Annotated in this window: 14 protein-coding genes; 13 read left to right on the plus strand and 1 reads right to left on the minus strand. The window is 60.9% G+C overall.

All coding sequences use genetic code 11. The annotated features are described in order from the left end of the window. Positions 1-172: 172 nt before the first annotated feature. From rpmE to BLU52_RS00470, 3 genes are all read left to right on the plus strand, one after another. Positions 173-394: a 50S ribosomal protein L31 gene (gene rpmE, locus BLU52_RS00460; RefSeq protein WP_016772055.1), complete on the plus strand. Its 222-nt coding sequence runs from the start codon at positions 173-175 to the stop codon at positions 392-394. A gap of 41 nt (positions 395-435) precedes the next feature. Further along, a complete protein-coding gene (locus BLU52_RS00465) occupies positions 436-1,218 on the plus strand; it encodes a thermonuclease family protein (RefSeq protein ID WP_197677967.1) in 783 nt (260 codons plus the stop codon). 184 nt (positions 1,219-1,402) lie between these two features. Further along, complete coding sequence (locus BLU52_RS00470; protein WP_090280412.1) at positions 1,403-2,671, plus strand: malic enzyme-like NAD(P)-binding protein; 1,269 nt, start codon at positions 1,403-1,405, stop codon at positions 2,669-2,671. Positions 2,672-2,808: 137 nt separating this feature from the next. On the opposite strand, the gene BLU52_RS00475 is transcribed toward BLU52_RS00470, so the two are convergent. Beyond that, complete coding sequence (locus BLU52_RS00475; protein WP_408003575.1) at positions 2,809-5,253, minus strand: penicillin-binding protein 1A; 2,445 nt, start codon at positions 5,251-5,253, stop codon at positions 2,809-2,811. Between the two features lie 219 nt (positions 5,254-5,472). On the opposite strand from BLU52_RS00475, the gene BLU52_RS00480 reads away from it, so the two are divergent. The 10 genes from BLU52_RS00480 (at position 5,473) to BLU52_RS00530 (ending at position 20,047) form a co-directional block, all read left to right on the plus strand. After that, entirely contained in the window at positions 5,473-6,537 is a 1,065-nt protein-coding gene (locus BLU52_RS00480) for a pilus assembly protein PilM (protein ID WP_090280418.1), read from the plus strand. Next, the gene (locus tag BLU52_RS00485; protein WP_090280422.1) at positions 6,537-7,103 is read left to right on the plus strand and encodes a PilN domain-containing protein; all 567 of its coding nucleotides are present in this window, start codon (positions 6,537-6,539) and stop codon (positions 7,101-7,103) included. The genes BLU52_RS00480 and BLU52_RS00485 overlap by 1 nt, the downstream gene beginning before the upstream one ends. Continuing rightward, on the plus strand, positions 7,100-7,723 hold the full coding sequence (pilO, locus tag BLU52_RS00490; RefSeq protein ID WP_090280425.1) for a type 4a pilus biogenesis protein PilO: 624 nt from the start codon (positions 7,100-7,102) through the stop codon (positions 7,721-7,723). Before BLU52_RS00485 ends, pilO begins: the two co-directional genes overlap by 4 nt. Then, positions 7,720-8,247, plus strand: a complete 528-nt coding sequence (locus BLU52_RS00495) for a pilus assembly protein PilP (RefSeq protein WP_090280428.1) — start codon at positions 7,720-7,722, stop codon at positions 8,245-8,247. Before pilO ends, BLU52_RS00495 begins: the two co-directional genes overlap by 4 nt. Before the next feature lie 13 nt (positions 8,248-8,260). Beyond that, positions 8,261-10,339, plus strand: coding sequence for a type IV pilus secretin PilQ (gene pilQ / locus BLU52_RS00500; protein WP_090280430.1), 2,079 nt, complete (start codon positions 8,261-8,263; stop codon positions 10,337-10,339). Between the two features lie 4 nt (positions 10,340-10,343). Further along, positions 10,344-10,862: a shikimate kinase AroK gene (gene aroK / locus BLU52_RS00505; RefSeq protein ID WP_090280433.1), complete on the plus strand. Its 519-nt coding sequence runs from the start codon at positions 10,344-10,346 to the stop codon at positions 10,860-10,862. 151 nt (positions 10,863-11,013) lie between these two features. Then, positions 11,014-12,114, plus strand: a complete 1,101-nt coding sequence (gene aroB, locus BLU52_RS00510) for a 3-dehydroquinate synthase (RefSeq protein ID WP_090280436.1) — start codon at positions 11,014-11,016, stop codon at positions 12,112-12,114. Between the two features lie 10 nt (positions 12,115-12,124). Then, positions 12,125-13,717, plus strand: a complete 1,593-nt coding sequence (locus BLU52_RS00515) for an AAA family ATPase (protein ID WP_090280439.1) — start codon at positions 12,125-12,127, stop codon at positions 13,715-13,717. A gap of 350 nt (positions 13,718-14,067) precedes the next feature. Continuing rightward, positions 14,068-18,513, plus strand: a complete 4,446-nt coding sequence (gene gltB, locus BLU52_RS00525) for a glutamate synthase large subunit (RefSeq protein WP_090280442.1) — start codon at positions 14,068-14,070, stop codon at positions 18,511-18,513. Between the two features lie 115 nt (positions 18,514-18,628). After that, a complete protein-coding gene (locus BLU52_RS00530; protein ID WP_090288392.1) occupies positions 18,629-20,047 on the plus strand; it encodes an FAD-dependent oxidoreductase in 1,419 nt (472 codons plus the stop codon). The last annotated feature ends 67 nt before the right edge of the window (positions 20,048-20,114 follow it).

Genomic DNA, 20,114 nt, shown 5'->3' on the forward strand with positions numbered 1-20,114 from the left:
GCGAGCAGGCTCACTCCAACAGTGGATAGCGTGTTGGGCCGGGAGCCTAGCAGACGGTCGGTCTCGGTGACAGCTTGCGCGATTGAAAAGGTCTGGTAGAATCCGCGGCCTAATTACGTGCGGTATTCAACAATAGTGTTGGGTGGCGGCACGCTAGCCTGAGGAAGACACCATGAAAGCCGAAATCCATCCGAACTACCCGGAAATCGCTGTTACCTGCAGCTGCGGTAACAAGTTCGAAACTCGTTCGACCTACGGCAAAGCCCTGGCGATCGACGTTTGCAACGAATGCCACCCGTTCTACACCGGTAAGCAGAAGACTCTGGACACCGGCGGCCGCGTGCAGAAGTTCGCAGACCGTTTCGCTACTTTCGGCGTTGGCAAAAAAGCCTGAGGCTGATCATTTTGGAAGGTCGTATCGACTTCTCCAGACTGATGAAAAAGGCGTCCCTTGCGGGCGCCTTTTTTGTGTCTGCGATTTGGCTGTCCGCCGCCCAGGCGTTCTGTCCAACACCTGCTGGGCTGATCAGCGTCAGCGTGCAGCGGGTAGTTGATGGCGACACGCTGCGCCTGAGCGATGGCCGCAGCGTGCGCATGATCGGCCTCAACACGCCGGAGCTGGGCAAGCAGGGTCGCAGCGACGAGCCGTTCGCCGTGGCCGCGCGCAAACGCCTCGAAGCGCTGGTGGCGGACAGCGGCGGGCGTGTCGGCTTGCGTCCCGGACGGCAGGGAAAGGACCACTACGGCCGCACGCTCGCGCATGTCTACAGCGACAGTGGCGCCAATCTCGAAGCGCAAATGCTTGCCGATGGCCTCGGTTTTCAGGTGGCCGTTGCGCCGAACGTCGATCTGGTCGCCTGTCAGCAGGCCGCCGAAACCTCGGCGCGGCAGGCTGGGCGCGGCGTCTGGCGGCAACCGCCGGTACTCAAAGCACAACAGATTCAGCGTTCCGGCTTCGCCGTGGTCAGCGGTCGGGTGAGCAAGGTGCAGCGCAATCGCGGTGGAATCTGGATCGAGTTGCAGGACGCGCTTGTACTGCGCGTTGCGCCCAATCTGGTCGGACAATTCGACAATGCCCGCTTGCAGGCGCTCAAAGGCCAGCAGATCGAGGTGCGCGGCTGGATCGTTGATCGCTCGCGGCGCGGCGGCTTGCAGGCGGGGCAGGCGCGCTGGTTGTTGCCGTTGACCGACCCTTCGATGCTGCAGGGTTCACGCTGAATAAAAAATTGTAGACATTTTTCGGATCGATTGTGAACAGTCAAGCCCTTGTGCGCCGTGGCTCTTGGCCCAAAGTCGTAGGGCAGGGCGCTTGACAGTGGTGACTGCCCAGTCTTGTGGGGACTTTGCGAGGCGCGTATCCTCGCTGACCAGTCTGTCCAACAGTAAAAAGCGGAATGCCAAAATGTCTGATCTGAAAACTGCCGCTCTCGAATATCACGCCAATCCTCGTCCGGGGAAGCTGAGTGTCGAGCTCACCAAGGCCACTGCTACCGCTCGCGACCTGTCGCTGGCGTACAGCCCCGGCGTAGCTGAACCAGTGCGTGAGATCGCCCGCGATCCCGAACTGGCCTACAAGTACACCGGCAAGGGCAACCTGGTTGCAGTGATTTCCGATGGCACCGCGATTCTCGGCCTGGGCAACCTCGGCCCATTGGCCTCCAAGCCAGTGATGGAAGGCAAGGGCGTGCTGTTCAAGCGCTTCGCCGGTATCGACGTGTTCGACATCGAAGTCGACTCGGAAAGCCCGCAAGCCTTCATTGACACGGTCAAGCGCATCTCTATCACCTTCGGCGGCATCAACCTCGAAGACATCAAGGCACCAGAGTGCTTTGAGATCGAGCGCGCGCTGATCGAACAATGCGACATTCCGGTATTCCACGATGATCAGCACGGCACCGCGATCGTTACCGCGGCCGGCATGATCAACGCCTTGGAAATCGCTGGCAAAACCCTGCCAGAAGCGAAGATCGTCTGCCTGGGCGCCGGCGCTGCGGCCATCTCCTGCATGAAATTGCTGGTGAGCATGGGCGCACGCATCGAAAACATCTTCATGGTTGACCGTACTGGCGTGATTCACTCCGGCCGTGACGACCTGAACCAGTACAAAGCCGTGTTCGCTCACGCCACCGAGAAGCGCAGCCTGGCTGACGCACTGGCAGGCGCTGACGTGTTCGTCGGTCTGTCCGGCCCGAACCTGCTGAGCGCTGAAGGCCTGCTGTCGATGGCAGCGAACCCGATCGTGTTCGCCTGCTCCAACCCGGATCCGGAAATCTCCCCGGAACTGGCTCACGCCACCCGTAGCGACGTGATCATGGCCACCGGCCGTTCGGACTACCCGAACCAGGTCAACAACGTGCTGGGCTTCCCGTTCATCTTCCGCGGTGCCCTGGACGTTCGCGCCAAGCGCATCAATGAAGAGATGAAAGTCGCTGCCGCCAATGCCCTGCGCGAACTGGCCAAGCTGCCAGTGCCACAGGACGTCTGCGATGCCTACGGTGGCGCTCCGCTGGAATTCGGCCGTGAGTACATCATTCCGAAGCCAATGGACAAGCGCCTGATCACCCTGATCTCCGACGCTGTGGCCAAAGCGGCGATCGAGACCGGTGTGGCCACCCTGCCGTATCCGAAGAACTACCCGTTGAAAAGCGTGGATGACGTGTTCAACGGTTAAAAGCAGTCGCCCATAAAAAAACCCAGCCTGGTGCTGGGTTTTTTTATGGGCTACAAGCTACAAGCTACAAGCTACAAGCAGTACGCAATTCCCCGCTTTTACTTGCAGCTTGTAGCTTGCCCCTTGCAGCTGCCCCTCTAGAACAAGTCGATCGGCGCCTGTTCATCCGCCGGTAGCGGGCTGCCCGGTACGACGCCGTTGCCCAGCTCATTCATCGACGGTGGGGAGTCCTCAGCCTTGAACAGCTCGAAGTACGCGCCCGGTGTGCTCGGCGACGCTGCACGGCCACTGACCGGGTCCACGCGCAGGCTGAGGATGCCTTCCGGTTCTGGCTGGACATGCGGTGGCTTGTCCTTCAGTGCGGCCGACATGTAATTCATCCAGATCGGCAGCGCCACAGTGCCGCCGAACTCGCGGCGGCCGAGGCTTTCCGGCTGGTCGAAACCGGTCCACACCGTGGTCACGTAATCGGCGTTGTAACCGGAAAACCACGCATCTTTCGATTCGTTGGTGGTACCGGTCTTGCCAGCGATGTCGCTACGGCCCATGGCGAGGGCGCGGCGGCCGGTGCCGAGCTTGATCACGTCCTGCAGCATGCTGTTGAGGATGTAGGTAGTACGACCATCAACAATCCGCTCGGCCACGGCTGGCGCTTGGGGCACTGCCTGATTGCCTGGCGCTTCGCCGGGAGCCGGTGCGGCATTGACTGTGAACGACTCGGTGGCCGGCGCGGCGATACCGTCCGTCGCCGAGCCACCTTGCGGAACAGTCGGCGGGTTGGCCACGAACAGCGTGTCACCGTTGCGGCTTTCGATCTTGTCGATGATGTACGGGGTGATCTTGTAACCGCCGTTGGCGAAGGTACTCCAGCCGGTGGCAATCTCCATCGGCGTCAGGGTTGCGGTACCCAGTGCCAGCGACAGGTTAGGCGGCAGGTCCTGCTTGTTGAAGCCGAAGCGGGTGATGTAATCGATGGTTTTACCCACGCCCATCGCCTGCAGCAGGCGGATCGACACCAGGTTACGCGACTTGTACAGCGCCTCGCGCAGACGGATCGGACCGAGGAAGGTGTTGGTATCGTTCTTCGGACGCCAGACCTTGTCCAGGTACTCGTCGACGAACACGATCGGCGCATCGTTGACCAGGGTTGCAGCGGTGTAGCCACTGTCCAGTGCGGCGCTGTAGACGAACGGTTTGAAGCTCGAACCCGGCTGACGCTTGGCCTGCATGGCGCGGTTGTAGTTGCTCTGCTCGAACGCGAAACCACCGACCAGCGAACGGATCGCGCCATTCTGCGGATCCAGCGACACCAAAGCGCCTTGCGCCTGCGGGATCTGGCTGAACTTCAGCGAATTGTCTTTCTGGCGCTGCACGCGAATCAGATCGCCAACCTGCGCGACATCCGCCGGCTGACGCGGATTGGCGCCCATGCTGTTGGTATTGAGGAACGGCCGCGCCCATTTCATGGTGTCCCAGGCGACATGTTCTTCGCCGGTACGGGTCAGCACTTGCAGGCCGTTCTTGTCGACCTGGATGACGATCGCCGGTTCCAGACTGCTGATGGTGCGTTGCTTGGTCAGTTCGCTGGCCCAGGCTTCGCGGGTCTTGCCCGGCAGACGCGACTCGGGGCCGCGGTAGCCGTGGCGCTGGTCGTAGGTCATCAAACCTTCGTGCAGCGCGGTGTTGGCCATTTCCTGCAGGTTGCTCGGCACCGTGGTAGTGACGCGGAAACCCTCGGTGTAGGCGTCGCTGCCGTAGCGGCCAACCATTTCGGCGCGGGCCATTTCAGCAATGTACGGCGCGTTCACTTCCGGGGTCGGTACGTGGTAGCTGGCATTCAGCGGCTCGTTGATCGCAGCGGTGTAATCGGCCTCGGTGATCTTGCCGAGCTTGTACATGCGCCCCAGGATCCAGTCGCGGCGCTCTTTGCTGCGCGCCGGGTTGGCCAGAGGGTTGAAGCGCGACGGGGCTTTCGGCAGGCCGGCGATCATCGCCATCTGCGCCAGGCTGACGTCGCGAATCGATTTGCCGTAATACACCTGAGCCGCCGCCTCGATGCCATAGGCGCGGTTGCCCAGATAGATCTTGTTGACGTACAGCTCGAGGATCTCGTCCTTGGTCAGCTGCCGTTCGATCTGCAGGGCCAGAAGAATTTCCGTGGTTTTACGCGAGAAGCTGCGTTCGCTGGTGAGGAAGAAGTTCTTCGCCACCTGCATGGTGATGGTGCTGCCGCCAGACTGGATGTGCCCGCTTTTGACCAGTTGCGTTGCGGCGCGCATCAGGCTGCTCGGATCGACGCCGTAGTGGTTGGCGAAATTGTCGTCTTCAGCACTTAGTAACGCATTAATGAAATTGGGCGGAATGTCGGCGAAACGGATCGGTGTGCGGCGCATTTCGCCAAACTCTGCGATCAACTTGTCATCGCTGCTGTAGACGCGAAGCGGAATCTGCAACTGAATGCTTCGCAGAGCCTCCACAGACGGCAAACCCGGACTAAGGTAAAGAAACGCGCCGCTGAGACCTAATAGCAGTCCGCAGAAAACGGCGACGATGGACCAACCGAAAAATTTCAGCAGACGAATCAAGGCTTTTGGACATCCAGAGCAAAGAATGAATTTGGCGACGGGGTTCCGGTAACACACAGAACGGCCCGCGCGGGCAGTAAAAAGCGGAAAAAAACGCTGGGCATTATAAGCACTTTTCCGCAGGGGGCGTCATTTGCGCTTCTGTCAAGACGGGGTGAAGGAACGCAATGCGTATTACAGAGTCCGTAACTCACGGAAAGTCATAGGGAATTGGTAGTGCTGGGACTCTTCAATAAAAAAGCCAATACATTACTGGGGATCGACATCAGCTCCACGTCAGTGAAGCTGCTGGAATTGAGCCGTCAGGGCGAGCGCTACCGGGTCGAGGCCTATGCCGTCGAGCCCTTGCCGGCCAATGCGGTGGTCGAAAAGAACATCGCCGAACTCGAAGGCGTCGGCCAGGCCCTCAGTCGCGTGCTGAGCAAGGCGCGCACCGGGCTCAAGGGCGTGGCGGTGGCGGTGGCCGGCTCGGCGGTGATCACCAAGGTTATCGAAATGGACGCCGGGCTTTCCGACGACGAGCTGGAAAACCAGCTGAAGATCGAGGCCGACCAATATATTCCCTACCCGCTGGACGAAGTCGCCATCGATTTCGAAGTCCAGGGCGTGTCGCCGCGCAATCCCGAGCGAGTCAATGTCCTGCTGGCGGCCTGTCGCAAGGAAAACGTCGAAGTGCGCGAGGCAGCGTTGGCCCTGGCCGGGCTGACGGCTCGGGTGGTGGACGTCGAGGCTTACGCGCTGGAACGCTCATACGCTTTGCTGGCGACGCAACTGGCGGCATCCCAGGAGCGCCTGACCGTGGCCGTGGTCGACATCGGCGCGACGATGACCACCCTCAGCGTCCTGCACAACGGCAAAATCATCTACACCCGCGAGCAATTGTTCGGCGGTCGGCAATTGACCGAGGAAATTCAGCGGCGTTACGGCCTGACCGTCGAGCAGGCCGGGCTGGCGAAAAAACAGGGCGGTCTGCCTGACGATTACGTCAGTGAAGTCCTGCAGCCGTTTCGCGAGGCGCTGGTGCAGCAGGTGTCACGCTCGTTGCAGTTCTTCTTCGCGTCCGGGCAATACAACGCCGTCGATCACATTCTGCTGGCGGGTGGCACGGCCTCGGTGCCGGGCCTGGATCGCTTGATCGAACAGCGCCTGAACACGCCAACGCAAGTGGCCAACCCGTTTGCCGATATGTCTTTGAGCAGCAAGGTCAATGCCGGTGCGCTGGCCAGCGATGCGCCGGCATTGATGATCGCCTGCGGGCTCGCGCTCAGGAGTTTCGACTGATGGCGCGGATCAACCTTTTACCCTGGCGCGAAGAGCGTCGCGAGGAACGGCGCAAACGCTTTCTGCTGGCATTGACCGGCGTGCTCGTCGGTTCGATCGGTGCGGTGCTGATTGCCGATCAGATCATCAGTGCCGCCATCGACCGGCAAGTGGCGCGCAATGACTACATCAGCAAGCAGATCGCCGTGGTCGACGAGCGGATCAAGCAGATCAGCGAACTCAAGGCACGCCGCCAGCAGTTGGTCGAGCGCATGCGCATCATCCAGGACTTGCAGGGCAACCGGCAGATCAGCGGGCGAATCTTCGACCAGTTGGCGCGCACGCTGCCGGACGGTGTGTATTTCACCGAAGTGAAAATGGCTGGCAAAGCCCTGTCGATCAGCGGCGCTGCGCAATCCAACAATCGCGTTTCCGACCTGATGCGCAACTTGGAAGCATCGGACTGGTTCGATGCGCCGAGCCTCAACGAAGTCAAAGCCACTACTGCCGGACAAGTCGATCAGGCCAACACCTTTGAGCTGACCGTGCGCCAGACCCGGCCCAAGACTGCCGAGGACGACCAATGAAGCCGTCCGAATGGCTGGAAAGCCTGCGCAGCGTCGATTTCAACGACCTCGACACCAGCAACATCGGTTCCTGGCCGGCGGCGGTGAAGTTCATTGCCGGCGCGCTGTTGATGGTGCTGGTATTGGCGCTGGGCTATAACTTTTTTCTCAGCGACCTGGAGAATCAACACGACCTCAAGCGGGAGGAGGAGCTGACGCTCAAGGAACAGTTCGCCAGCAAGGCGCGCCTGTCGGCCAATCTCGAGCTGTACACCCAGCAGATGAAGGAGATGGAAAATACCTTCGGCGAGTTGTTGCGGCAGTTGCCCAGCGACACCGAAGTGCCGGGCCTGCTCGAAGACATCACCCGCACTGGCCTGGGTAGCGGCCTGGAATTCGAAGAGATCAAGTTGCTGCCGGAAGTCACCCAGCCTTTCTACATCGAGCTGCCGATCCAGATCACCGTTACCGGCGCTTACCACGACCTCGCCACGTTCGTCAGCGGTGTAGCCGGATTGCCGCGCATCGTTACCCTTCACGATTTCGACCTCGCACCCGCCAACAAGGAAGGCGGGCCTAAGCTGCGCATGAGCATCCTCGCCAAGACGTACCGCTATAACGACAAGGGGCTGCAGAAATGACCCCGATTCGTTACATGGCGTGGGCGATGACGCTGCTCGCTTTGGGCGGGTGTGGCGGCGGCGACGACTTCAGTGATCTCGACGCCTACATGAATGAAGTGCGCCTGCGGCCGGCCGGCAAGATTGAACCAACGCCGACATTCCGGTCTTACCCGACATTCACTTACAGCGCGGCCAACCTGCGCAGTCCGTTTTCACCTCAGGTGCGGGTTGATCTGGCCGGGCGCAAACACGGCTCGCGCAACGTCAAGCCCGACCCCAACCGGGTCAAGCAATACCTGGAAGGTTTCAACATCGAGCAGTTCGAGATGGTCGGCACGATTGCCAATGCTTCGGGCTCGTTCGCGCTGCTGCGCGGGGCGGGCGGGGTGCATCGGTTGAAAGTCGGCGATTACCTGGGGCGCAACGACGGGCGCATCGTCGCCATCAGCGCGACACAGGTCGACGTCGTCGAAATCGTGCCCGACGGGCAGGGCGCCTGGCTCGAGCGGCCGCGCACCATTCCTTTGAAAGAGCACTCATAGTGGAAGTCGAACAATGAACAGGATTTTCTCCACCCTCGGTTTTTCGCTATGGATAGCGCTGATGTCGCCGATGGTAAACGCGGCCAACCTGAAAGCGCTGGATGTCGCGGCGCTGCCGGGTGACCGCGTCGAACTGAAGCTGTCGTTCGATGGCCCGCCACCGGCGCCCAAGGGCTATACCACGGAATCACCGGCGCGCATCGCGGTGGATCTGCCCGGTGTCGCCAGTCAATTGAGCAACAAGAATCTGGATCTGGGCAGCGGCAATGCGCGTACCGCCACGGTGGTCGAGGCCAAGGACCGCACGCGGCTGATCGTCAGCCTCACCCAGCTTGCGCCTTACACCACGCGCATCGAGGGCAATACTCTGTTCGTGGTGGTCGGCCAGGGTGCACCGGCGCCTGCCTCGCGCCCCGCCGCGGTTGCGCCGCGTGTGAGCACGGCAGCTGCGCCAGCGGCCAAGCCATTCGTACCAAAAAACCGCGGCATTCGTGGCGTCGATTTCCAGCGCGGCACCGAGGGCGAGGGCAACGTCGTCATTGATCTGTCCGACCCGACCATCGCCCCGGATATCCAGGAGCACGACGGCAAAATCATCCTCAGCTTCGCCCGCACACAGCTGCCGGAGAAGCTGCGGGTGCGCCTTGACGTCAAGGATTTCGCCACCCCGGTGCAATTCGTCAATGCCGCCGTCAGTGGTGATCGCACGGTGATCACCGTCGAGCCCAGCGGCACCTACGACTATTCGACCTTTCAGACCGACAACAAACTGACCGTCAGCGTCCGCCCGATGAGTGTCGATGACCTGCAAAAGCGCAACGCCGAACGTCAGGCCTACATTGGCGAAAAACTCTCGCTGAATTTCCAGGACATCGATGTGCGCTCGGTGCTGCAACTGATCGCCGACTTCACCAACCTCAATCTGGTGGCCAGCGATACGGTGCAGGGCGGCATCACCTTGCGCCTGCAAAACGTACCGTGGGATCAGGCGCTGGATCTGGTGCTGAAAACCAAGGGGCTGGATAAACGCAAGATCGGCAATGTGCTGCTGGTCGCGCCGGCCGATGAGATCGCTGCCCGCGAACGCCAGGAACTCGAGTCGCAGAAGCAGATTGCCGAGCTGGCGCCGCTGCGTCGTGAACTGTTGCAGGTGAATTATGCGAAGGCGGCGGACATCGCCAAGCTGTTCCAGTCGGTGACCAGCGCCGAAGCGAAAATCGATGAGCGCGGTTCGATCACCGTGGATGAGCGGACCAACAATATCATTGCCTACCAGACCCAGGATCGCCTCGACGAACTGCGGCGGATCGTGGCGCAACTGGATATTCCGGTGCGTCAGGTGATGATCGAGGCGCGCATCGTCGAGGCCAACGTCGATTACGACAAGAGTCTGGGCGTGCGCTGGGGCGGTTCAGTGCAGAACAAGGGCAACTGGAACGCGTCCGGGGTCAACGGTTCATCTTCCACCATCGGCACGCCGGGGAGCACCAGCACCAACTCGCCGTTCGTCGACATGGGCACTGTCAACAATACTTCCGGGATCGGCATCGCCTTCATCACCGACAACGTGCTGCTTGACCTTGAGCTGACGGCGATGGAGAAGACCGGCAACGGCGAAATCGTCTCGCAACCGAAAGTGGTCACCTCTGACAAGGAAACCGCGAAGATCCTCAAAGGCACGGAAATTCCCTATCAGGAAGCCAGCTCCAGTGGCGCGACTTCGGTGTCGTTCAAGGAGGCCTCGCTGTCGCTGGAGGTCACGCCGCAGATCACCCCGGACAACCGCATCATCATGGAGGTCAAGGTCACCAAGGATGAGCCGGATTACCTGAACAAAGTGCAGGATGTGCCGCCGATCAAGAAAAACGAGGTCAACGCCAAGGTGCTGGTCAACGACGGCGAAACCATCGTGATTGGCGGTGTTTTTTCAAATACTCAGAGCAAGGTTGTAGATAAGGTGCCATTTCTTGGCGATGTGCCGTATCTTGGCCGCCTTTTCCGGCGTGATGTGGTTTCGGAGAAAAAATCCGAGCTGCTGGTATTTCTCACTCCGCGTATCATGAATAACCAGGCGATTGCTGTGAGTCGTTGATTCTGTGCGAAATTTGATACTTGTAGGACCGATGGGTGCTGGCAAAAGCACCATCGGCCGATTGCTGGCCAAAGAGCTGCGCCTGCCGTTCAAGGATTCCGACAAGGAAATTGAGCTGCGCACGGGTGCCAATATCCCATGGATCTTCGACAAGGAAGGCGAGCCCGGCTTTCGCGACCGTGAGCAGGCGATGATTGCCGAGCTGTGCGCGTTCGACGGCGTGGTGCTGGCGACCGGCGGTGGCGCGGTGATGCGCGACGCCAATCGCAAGGCCCTGTTCGAGGGCGGGCGAGTGGTGTACCTGCACGCGTCCGTCGAACAGCAGGTCGGCCGCACCTCGCGCGACCGCAACCGGCCGTTGCTGCGCACCGCCGATCCGGCGAAAACCCTGCGTGACCTGTTGGCGATCCGCGATCCGCTTTATCGGGAAATTGCCGATCTGGTGGTGGAAACCGACGAACGGCCGCCGCGCATGGTGGTGCTCGATATTCTCGACCGTCTGGCCCAGCTTCCGCCCCGTTAAAGCCGCGCGCGAAATGCGCTATCCTCGGCGTCCTGTCACAGCCTGCCGAGGTGTGGCGGATGACCGGCAAGCGGCGTCACACCCGCTACAGGCCGCAGATAACCAATAATTCAGGGCAGGACGCCTGCTTCCATCTTCACTGTGGGGACACATGCAGACACTCAAGGTCGACCTGGGCGAGCGCAGCTACCCGATTCATATTGGCGAAGGTCTGCTGGACCAGCCCGAACTGCTGGCGCCCCACATCCACGGGCGGCAAGTGGCAATCATCTCCAATGAGACCGTTGCGCCGCTCTATCTCGAACGTCTGACCCGCAGCCTGGCGCAGTACTCGGTGATTTCCGTGGTGCTGCCGGACGGCGAAGCGTTCAAGAACTGGGAAACCCTGCAGTTGATCTTCGACGGTCTGCTGACCGCTCGGCATGACCGCCGCACCACCGTCATCGCTCTGGGCGGCGGTGTGATCGGCGACATGGCCGGTTTCGCCGCAGCCTGCTATCAGCGCGGCGTCGACTTCATTCAGATTCCGACCACGCTGTTGTCCCAGGTCGATTCGTCGGTGGGCGGCAAGACCGGCATCAACCATCCGCTGGGCAAGAACATGGTCGGCGCGTTCTATCAGCCGAACGTGGTGCTGATCGATACCGCGTCGCTGAAAACCCTGCCAGCGCGCGAGCTTTCCGCAGGTCTGGCCGAAGTCATCAAATACGGTCTGATCTGCGATGAGCCGTTCCTGACCTGGCTCGAAGACAACGTCGACGCCCTGCGCGCGCTGGACCAGAAAGCCCTGACCTACGCTATCGAACGCTCCTGCGCGGCCAAGGCTGCGGTAGTCGGCGCCGATGAAAAGGAAACTGGCGTGCGCGCCACGCTCAACCTCGGCCATACCTTCGGGCACGCCATCGAGACTCATATGGGCTATGGTGTGTGGCTGCATGGTGAAGCGGTCGCGGCTGGCACCGTAATGGCGCTGGAGATGTCCGCGCGGCTTGGCTGGATCAGCGAGCAGGAGCGCGATCGCGGCATTCGTCTGTTCCAGCGCGCCGGTCTGCCGGTGATTCCGCCTGAAGAAATGCGCGAAGCGGATTTTCTGCAACACATGGCAATCGACAAAAAAGTGATCGACGGTCGTCTGCGCCTGGTGCTGCTGCGCCGGATGGGCGAAGCGGTCGTGACCGACGATTATCCGAAAGAGGTTCTACAGGCCACGCTGGGAGCGGACTACCGCGCCCTGGCTCAGCTTAAAGGTTAATAAGATTCCGATGACTAGTTTGCATGCCGACGAGGCGTTTCTCGGCCATTTCCAGTTAAGTCACGACCCGTTCGCGCCGCGGGTGCCAGGCTTCAAATTTTTCCCGGCCCAGCGCAAACCGGTGCTCGGTCAACTGCATCATCTGGCGCGCTACAGCCAGTTGCTGCTGGTGGTCACCGGCCCGCAGGGCAGCGGCAAGACCTTGCTGCGTCAGGCGCTGGTCGCCAGCACCAACAAACAGTCGGTGCAGAGCGTGGTGGTTTCCGCCCGTGGCGCCGGCGATGCTGCCGGTGTGCTGCGCCAGGTCGCGCAGGCGCTGGATGTCGCCCAGGCTGAGGTCGGTGCGATTCTCGAGCAGGTCGTCCAGCTCGCCCTGACGGGTCAGGAAGTCTATCTGCTGGTGGACGACGCCGAGCAGCTCGACGAGTCTGCTCTCGAAGCGCTGATGGCGCTGGGTGCCGGCACGCCAGAAGGGCGCCCGCATGTTTTCCTGTTCGGAGAGTCGTCGCTGATCGCTCAACTTGAGGCGTTGCAGCTTGAAGAAGAGCGTTTTCACGTCATCGAACTGCAGCCGTACACCGAAGAAGAGACCCGCGAATATCTCGACCAGCGGCTCGAAGGCGCGGGCCGGGGTGTCGAACTTTTCACTGCGGATCAGATCTCTGATATTCACGAAAGCTCCGAGGGTTGGCCAGGCAACATCAACCAGGTCGCTCGCGATGCTCTGATCGAAGTCATGATTGCCAGCCGCTCCGCGGTGAAGCGTCCAAGTATGGGGTTCAACATGCCGAAGAAACACGTATTGGCGATTTCCGCCGTCGTGGTGGTCGCGGTCGCCGCCGCCTGGCTGATGCCGGGTCGCAACAAGGCGCCAACTACCGGCGCGCCAGCCAATGAACAGGCGCAGTTGCCTCTGGGTCAGGCGCCCGCCAATGGCGCGGCACCCAACGTCGAATTCGCCGGCAACACCCAGCCGATGCCGCTGCCGTTGGTCGGCAACTCACAACCGGTCATGCGTGGGCCGTTGGCCGAAGAGGCCGGTGGCATCACTGAAGGTGACGATGGCGTGCCGCTGGAAGGCTCCAGTGATACCCCGCCGACCGTGACCACTTCCGCGCCGCCAGCCGGCGTGCCGGCCGGTCCTGCGCCGACTCCGGTGCCGTTGCCAGCCGCCAAGCCGACGCCAGCCCCGACGCAAGTCGCCACGGCCAAGCCTGCTCCGGCCGCGCCAGTCGCCAAACCGGCGCCAGCACCGGCCAAACCGGTCGCTGCGGCGAAACCGGCCGAGAAGCCTGTGACCGTCGCCAAGGCTGCCGGTGGTAGCTGGTACGCCGGTCAGCCGACCGGCAACTACGTGGTGCAGATCCTCGGCACCAGCTCGGAAACCGCCGCGCAGAACTTCGTCAAGGAGCAGGGCGGCGAGTACCGTTATTTCAAGAAAGTCCTCAACGGCAAGCCGCTGTATGTGATCACCTATGGCAATTTTGCCAATCGTGATGCGGCCGTTTCTGCCATCAAGGCCTTGCCAGCGAAGGTTCAGGCTGGTAAACCTTGGCCTCGCACTGTCGCCAGCGTCCAACAGGAACTGGCAACAACTCGCTGAAGATTCGGCGGCCTTACCCAGGCCGCCTCTCCCGGCACCTCAAAATCTCCATAAGTGCGCGCTTTCTGAAAAGGATGCGTGCCTTCTGGTGTCTGCGTCACAGTAGTCTTTGAGTCGTTGCAGTCATAATTTAAAAAAGTTTTGACTAGCACAGCAGATCGCTTTAAACCTTTCACAAATGCGACATGAATTTGCGACAGTTCGTCGTCAAATTTGTGAGCCTCTGTGTCGCTGTGTACAATGACCACCCTTTTGCCCCCGCGAAGCCGGCGTACGTTCGGCGCGGAACGCAAGTGGTTGAATTGAAAGAAATTTGCCTCGAAAAGAGGCAGCCTGGTGAGAAAGTGTCTATGAAAGCAGGTCTGTACCAACCAGATGAATTCAAGGATAACTGCGGTTTCGGCCTGATAGCCCATATGCAGGGCGAGCCCAGTCATACCCTTTTGCAAACGGCCATCGAGGCCCTGACCTGCATGACCCACCGCGGTGGGATTAATGCCGACGGCAAGACCGGTGACGGTTGCGGTCTGCTGATTCAAAAGCCTGACGCGTTCCTGCGAGCCATTGCCCAGGAAACCTTCAGCGTCGAGTTGCCCAAGCAATATGCTGTGGGCATGGTCTTCTTCAACCAGGATCCGGCCAAGGCCGAAGCCGCTCGCGAGAACATGAACCGCGAGATCCTCGCTGAAGGCCTGCAACTGATCGGCTGGCGCAAAGTGCCGATCGACACCAGCGTCCTCGGTCGTCTGGCCCTTGAGCGCCTGCCGCAGATCGAGCAGGTCTACATCGGTGGCGAAGGCCTGAGCGATCAGGACATGGCCGTGAAGCTGTTCAGCGCCCGTCGCCGTTCGTCGGTGGCCAATGCCGCCGACACCGATCACTACATCTGCAGCTTTTCGCACAAGACCATCATCTATAAAGGCCTGATGATGCCGGCCGATCTGGCCGCGTTCTATCCAGACCTGAGTGACGAGCGTCTACAAACCGCGATCTGCGTATTCCACCAGCGCTTCTCCACCAACACCCTGCCGAAATGGCCGCTGGCGCAGCCGTTCCGCTTCCTCGCGCACAACGGCGAGATCAACACCATCACCGGTAACCGCAACTGGGCGCAGGCCCGTCGGACCAAGTTCAGCAACGATCTGATGGATCTGGAAGAGCTCGGCCCGCTGGTCAACCGTGTCGGTTCCGACTCTTCGAGCATGGACAACATGCTCGAACTGATGGTCACCGGTGGCATCGACCTGTTCCGTGGCGTGCGGATGATCATTCCGCCTGCGTGGCAGAACGTCGAAACCATGGACCCGGATCTGCGTGCGTTCTACGAATACAACTCGATGCACATGGAGCCGTGGGACGGCCCGGCCGGCGTGGTCATGACCGACGGTCGCTACGCGGTGTGCCTGCTCGACCGTAACGGTCTGCGTCCGGCACGCTGGGTCACCACCAAGAACGGTTTCATTACCCTCGCCTCGGAAATCGGCGTGTGGAACTACCAGCCCGAGGACGTGCTCGCCAAGGGCCGCGTCGGCCCGGGTCAGATCTTTGCCGTGGACACCGAAACCGGGCAGATCCTCGACACCGATGCGATCGATAACCGTCTGAAATCCCGTCATCCGTACAAGCAATGGCTGCGCAAGAATGCCCTGCGCATTCAGGCGACCATGGAAGACAACGACCACGGTTCGGCGTTCTACGACGTCGATCAGCTCAAGCAGTACATGAAGATGTATCAGGTCACGTTCGAGGAGCGCGACCAGGTATTGCGTCCGCTCGGCGAGCAAGGCTACGAAGCCGTGGGCTCGATGGGCGACGACACGCCAATGGCCGTGCTGTCGCAGCGTGTGCGTACGCCGTACGACTATTTCCGCCAGCAGTTCGCCCAAGTGACCAACCCGCCGATCGACCCGCTGCGTGAAGCGATCGTGATGTCGCTGGAAATCTGCCTCGGAGCCGAGCGCAACATTTTCCAGGAGTCGCCGGAACACGCCTCGCGCGTGATCCTCAGCTCGCCGGTCATTTCCCCGGCCAAGTGGCGTTCGTTGATGAACCTCGACCGGCCGGGTTTCGAACGAGCGATCATCGACCTCAACTACGACGAAAGCCTCGGCCTCGAAGCGGCGATCCGCAACGTTGCCGATCAGGCTGAAGAAGCCGTGCGCGCCGGGCGTACCCAGATTGTCCTGAGCGACCGCCATATCGCCCCGGGCAAACTGCCGATTCACGCATCCCTGGCGACCGGCGCGGTACACCACCGCCTGACCGAAAAAGGCCTGCGTTGCGATTCCAACATCCTTGTTGAAACTGCCACCGCACGTGACCCGCATCACTTCGCCGTGCTGATCGGTTTCGGCGCCTCGGCGGTGTATCCGTTCCTGGCTTACGAAGTGCTGGGCGACCTGATCCGTACCGGTGAAGTGCTGGGCGACCTCTACGAGGTGTTCAAGAACTACCGCAAAGGCATCACCAAAGGCCTGCTGAAGATCCTGTCGAAGATGGGCATTTCGACCATCGCTTCGTACCGCGGTGCGCAGCTGTTCGAGGCCATTGGCCTGTCGGAAGAAGTCTGCGACCTGAGCTTCCGTGGCGTGCCGAGCCGGATCAAGGGTGCGCGTTTCGTCGATATCGAAGCCGAGCAGAAAGCGCTGGCCGTCGAAGCCTGGAGTCCGCGCAAGCCGATCCAGCAGGGCGGTCTGCTGAAGTTCGTCCACGGTGGCGAATATCACGCCTACAACCCGGACGTGGTCAACACGTTGCAAGCCGCCGTGCAGCAGGGCGACTACGCCAAGTTCAAGCAATACACCTCGCTGGTCGACAACCGCCCGGTGTCGATGATCCGCGACCTGTTCAAGGTCAAGACCCTCGACACGCCGCTGGACCTCAGTGAAGTCGAGCCGCTGGAATCGGTGCTCAAGCGCTTCGACTCCGCCGGTATCTCGCTCGGCGCACTGTCGCCGGAAGCGCACGAAGCCCTGGCCGAAGCCATGAACCGCCTCGGTGCGCGTTCCAACTCCGGAGAAGGCGGTGAAGACCCGGCGCGTTACGGCACCATCAAGAGCTCGAAAATCAAGCAGGTCGCCACTGGCCGTTTCGGCGTGACCCCGGAATACCTGGTCAACGCCGAAGTGCTGCAGATCAAGGTGGCCCAGGGCGCCAAGCCGGGCGAGGGTGGGCAACTGCCGGGCGGCAAGGTCAACGGGCTGATCGCCAAGCTGCGTTATGCAGTGCCGGGCGTGACTCTGATTTCGCCGCCGCCGCACCACGACATCTATTCGATCGAAGACTTGTCGCAGCTGATTTTCGACCTCAAGCAGGTCAACCCGCAGGCGCTGGTTTCGGTGAAACTGGTGGCCGAAGCGGGCGTCGGCACCATCGCTGCCGGTGTGGCCAAGGCCTATGCGGACTTGATCACCATCTCCGGCTACGACGGTGGTACCGGTGCTTCGCCGCTGACCTCGATCAAATACGCCGGCGCACCGTGGGAACTCGGCCTCGCCGAAACCCACCAGACCCTGCGCGGCAACGACCTGCGCGGCAAGGTCCGGGTGCAGACCGACGGCGGTCTGAAAACCGGCCTCGACGTGATCAAGGCTGCGATCCTCGGCGCCGAAAGCTTCGGCTTCGGCACCGCGCCAATGATCGCGCTGGGCTGCAAATACCTGCGTATCTGTCACCTGAACAACTGCGCCACCGGCGTCGCCACTCAGAACGAGAAGCTGCGCAAGGATCACTACATCGGTACCGTCGACATGGTGGTGAATTTCTTCACCTACGTCGCCGAAGAAACCCGTGAGTGGCTGGCCAAGCTCGGCGTGCGCTCGCTGGAAGAGCTGATCGGTCGCACCGATCTGCTGGAAATCCTCGAAGGCCAGACCGCCAAGCAAAACCACCTGGACCTGACGCCGCTGTTGGGCAGCGATCACATCCCGGCCGACAAGCCGCAGTTCTGTGGGGTTGAGCGCAACCCGCCGTTCGACCAAGGCCTGCTGGCCGAGAAAATGGTCGAGATGGCTTCGGCAGCGATCAACGACCTCAGCGGTGCTGAATTCGATCTGGATATCTGCAACTGCGATCGTTCGATCGGCGCGCGGATCTCCGGCGAGATCGCCCGCAAGCACGGCAACCAGGGCATGGCGAAAGCGCCGATCACCTTCCGCTTCAAAGGCACGGCTGGCCAGAGCTTCGGCGTGTGGAACGCTGGCGGTCTGAACATGTACCTGGAAGGCGATGCCAACGACTACGTCGGCAAAGGCATGACCGGTGGCAAACTGACCATCGTGCCGCCGAAGGGCAGCGTTTATAAGACTCAGGAAAGCGCCATCATCGGCAACACCTGCCTGTACGGCGCGACCGGCGGCAAGCTGTTCGCCGCCGGCACCGCAGGCGAGCGTTTCGCCGTGCGTAACTCCGGTGCCCACACCGTCGTGGAAGGCACTGGCGATCACTGCTGCGAGTACATGACCGGTGGTTTCGTCTGCGTACTGGGCAAGACCGGTTACAACTTCGGCTCAGGCATGACCGGTGGTTTCGCCTACGTGCTCGATCGGGACAACACCTTCGTTGACCGGGTCAACCACGAACTGGTGGAAATCCAGCGGATCAGCGGCGAGGCGATGGAAGCCTATCGCAGCCACCTGCAGAACGTGCTGAACGAGTACGTCGCCGAAACCGACAGCGAGTGGGGTCGTGAACTCGCCGAGAACCTCGATGACTATCTGCGTCGTTTCTGGCTGGTCAAACCTAAGGCGGCGAGTCTGAAATCTCTGCTCTCCAGTACTCGGGCAAGCCCACAGTGAAGCAGCTGCAAGCTGCAAGCGACATGCTAGAAGCTTGCGCGGTGAGGCGGATTAATTTGATTTTCTTGCAGCTTGAAGCTTGTAGCTTGAAGCTGTCGTGTACGAGGTTTTGAAGATGGCCGAACGTCTCAATAACGACTTCCAATTCATTGATGTCGGGCGCAAGGATCCGAAGAAGAAACTGTTGCGTCAACGCAAGAAAGAGTTCGTCGAAATCTACGAACCGTTCAAACCCCAGCAGTCGGCCGACCAGGCCCACCGCTGCCTGGGTTGCGGCAACCCGTACTGCGAATGGAAGTGCCCGGTGCACAACTTCATTCCCAACTGGCTGAAACTGGTGGCCGAGGGCAACATCCTCCAGGCTGCCGAGCTGTCGCACCAGACCAACACCCTGCCGGAAGTCTGCGGCCGCGTCTGCCCGCAGGATCGTCTGTGCGAAGGTGCGTGCACCCTCAACGACGGTTTCGGCGCGGTGACCATTGGTTCGGTCGAGAAGTACATCACCGACACTGCGTTCGCCATGGGCTGGCGCCCGGACATGTCCAAGGTCAAACCGACCGGCAAACGTGTCGCGATCATCGGCGCGGGCCCGGCAGGCCTGGGCTGTGCCGACGTGCTGGTGCGTGGCGGCGTGACGCCGGTGGTGTTCGACAAGAACCCGGAAATCGGCGGTCTGCTGACCTTCGGCATTCCCGAGTTCAAACTTGAGAAGACCGTGCTGAGCAATCGCCGCGAAGTCTTTACCGGCATGGGCATCGAGTTCCGTCTCAATACCGAAGTCGGCACAGACGTGACCATGGAGCAATTGCTCGCCGAATACGATGCGGTGTTCATGGGCATGGGGACCTACACCTACATGAAGGGTGGTTTTGCCGGTGAAGATCTGCCGGGCGTTTACGACGCGCTGGACTTCCTGATTGCCAACGTCAATCGCAACCTGGGCTTTGAAAAGTCGCCGGAAGATTTCGTCGACATGAAAGGCAAAAAAGTCGTGGTTCTCGGCGGCGGCGACACTGCGATGGACTGCAACCGCACCTCGATCCGCCAGGGCGCCAAGTCGGTGACCTGCGCTTACCGTCGTGACGAAGCGAACATGCCCGGCTCGCGCAAAGAGGTGAAGAACGCCAAGGAAGAAGGCGTGAAATTCCTCTACAACCGCCAGCCGATCGCCATCGTTGGTGAAGACAAGGTCGAGGGCGTGAAAGTCGTCGAGACCCGTCTCGGCGAACCGGACGCCCGTGGCCGTCGCAGCCCCGAGCCAATCCCCGGTTCCGAAGAGATCATCCCGGCCGACGCCGTGGTCATCGCCTTCGGCTTCCGCCCAAGTCCGGCGCCGTGGTTCGAACAGTTCGAAATCCAGACCGACAGCCAGGGCCGCGTCGTTGCGCCTGAGCAAGGCCAGTACAAGCACCAGACCAGCAACCCGAAAATCTTTGCGGGTGGCGACATGGTGCGCGGTTCCGACCTGGTGGTGACGGCGATCTTCGAAGGGCGTAATGCCGCTGAAGGGATCCTCGATTACCTGGGCGTCTGACGACGCCAGCGGCAAGCTTCAAGTTTCAAGCGGCAAGCTACAAAGCAATCCTGCTTTTAACTTGCCG

This window comes from Pseudomonas granadensis (assembly GCF_900105485.1).
GTDB classification, from domain to species: domain Bacteria; phylum Pseudomonadota; class Gammaproteobacteria; order Pseudomonadales; family Pseudomonadaceae; genus Aquipseudomonas; species Aquipseudomonas granadensis.